The sequence below is a fragment of the Streptomyces sp. SID3343 genome (assembly GCF_009865215.1).
In the GTDB taxonomy this organism is placed as follows: domain Bacteria; phylum Actinomycetota; class Actinomycetes; order Streptomycetales; family Streptomycetaceae; genus Embleya.
Genome location: NZ_WWJX01000888.1, coordinates 1 through 1,677 on the forward strand (window position 1 = coordinate 1; position 1,677 = coordinate 1,677).

The 1,677-nt window shown below is 70.8% G+C and carries 2 protein-coding genes; both read left to right on the plus strand.

Annotated elements, in window-relative coordinates; translation table 11 throughout:
- Positions 1-86: 86 nt before the first annotated feature.
- On the plus strand, positions 87-509 hold the full coding sequence (locus GT354_RS27585; RefSeq protein ID WP_346012194.1) for a very short patch repair endonuclease: 423 nt from the start codon (positions 87-89) through the stop codon (positions 507-509).
- A 9-nt stretch (positions 510-518) separates the two neighbouring features.
- The gene (locus tag GT354_RS27590) at positions 519-1,619 is read left to right on the plus strand and encodes a DNA cytosine methyltransferase (protein WP_161359087.1); all 1,101 of its coding nucleotides are present in this window, start codon (positions 519-521) and stop codon (positions 1,617-1,619) included.
- The last annotated feature ends 58 nt before the right edge of the window (positions 1,620-1,677 follow it).

The window sequence follows — 1,677 nt, forward strand, 5'->3', positions numbered from 1 at the left end:
TGCGAACCCACCCGGCACGAGGGTGCGAACCGGCAGGGCACGAGGATGCGAACCGCCATGAGGGTGCGACCCGGCACCATGGTCGCGTGACGACCTTCACCACCACCGAGGCGACCCGCGCGCGGATGAGCCGCCAAAAGAGCAAGGACACCGGCGTCGAGGTGGCGCTGCGGCGCGAACTGCACCGCATGGGGCTGCGCTACCGCGTGCACCGCCGCCCGCTCAAGGGCGTCCGGCGCGAGGCCGACGTCGTGTTCGGCCCCACCCGGGTGGCGGTCTACGTCGACGGGTGCTTCTGGCACGGCTGCCCCACCCACGCCACGTGGCCCAAACGCAACGCCGAATTCTGGAAGAACAAGATCGAGGGCAACCGCACCCGCGACGCCGACACCGACCGGCGGATGGCCGAAGCCGGTTGGCTGGTGGTGCGGGTGTGGGAGCACGAGGACCCGGCCTCGGCGGCGACCAGGGTGAGGGACGTTGTGTTGGCGCGACGCTCGGCCGGCTAACCTGTCCGCATGGCACGACCCATCACCATGATCGACCTGTTCGCGGGCTGTGGCGGAATGACGGCCGGATTCGCCGCCGCGCAAGGCTTCTCGCCGGTCATGGCGGTCGAATGGAACCTGCACGCCGCCGCTACGTACGCCGCCAACTTCGGCGAGGCGCACATGCGCTGGGGCGACATCGCCGAGATCCCGAACCGGGACATCCCGCGCGCGGAACTGATCATCGGCGGTCCGCCCTGCCAGGGCTTCTCCAACCTGGGCAGCCGCAACGTCGAGGACCCGCGCAACAAACTCTGGAAGGAATACCTGCGGTTCGTCCGGCGCGCCAAGCCGAAGGTGTTCGTGATCGAGAACGTCGACCGCTTCCAGAAGTCGGCCGAATTCGCCCTGCTGATGGCCGAGGCCAGGCCCGGCGGCCTCCTCGACGGCTACGAGCTGACCGACGCGCTGCTCCCGGCGGTGGACTACGGCGTCCCGCAGCGGCGCAAGCGCGCGATCGTGATCGGATCGCGGATCGGCCCGATCACGGTGCCGCCGGCCACCCACGGCGCGGGTACGGAGCGGCCGTGGCGCACCGTCGAGGACGCCATCGCGGGGCTGCCTCGCGTTCCCGAGACGACGAGCCTGCCCGTCTCCAAGACCGAGTTCTTCGGCCGCACCGTGCCCGGCGTGTTCAAGGAGAGCGACCTGCACCTCGGCCGCACCCCGACCGAGCGTTCGCTGCTTCGCTACGACTGCGTCCCGCCGGGCGGCGGCCGGTTCGACCTGCCCGACCACCTGCTTCCCGACTGCTGGCGCAACAAGAAGTCCGGTACCACCGACGTGATGGGCCGGATGCGCTGGGGCCACCCGTCGTTGACCATCCGGACCGAGTTCTACAAGCCCGAGAAGGGCCAATACCTGCACCCGCAGTGGAACCCGGACGATCCGACCGACCGGGTCAACCGCCCGATCACCCACCGCGAGGCGGCTCGCCTCCAGTCCTTCCCCGAGAATTTCGTGTGGTGCGGTTCGAAGACCGAGATCGCCCGCCAGATCGGCAACGCGGTCCCACCGCGCCTGGCCGAGGCAATCGCGGCGCACCTCAAGCGGCACCTGCGCCCGAGCTGAAGCCGACCGGGGCGGGACGGGCCGAGGCCGGCCGGGCCGGCCGGGGCGGGGCCGGGCG

What these genes read in the sequence shown, in the direction of transcription:
- GT354_RS27590 (WP_161359087.1), top strand. Translation starts at nt 519, where the DNA reads ATGGCACGACCCATCACCATGATCGACCTGTTCGCGGGCTGTGGCGGA.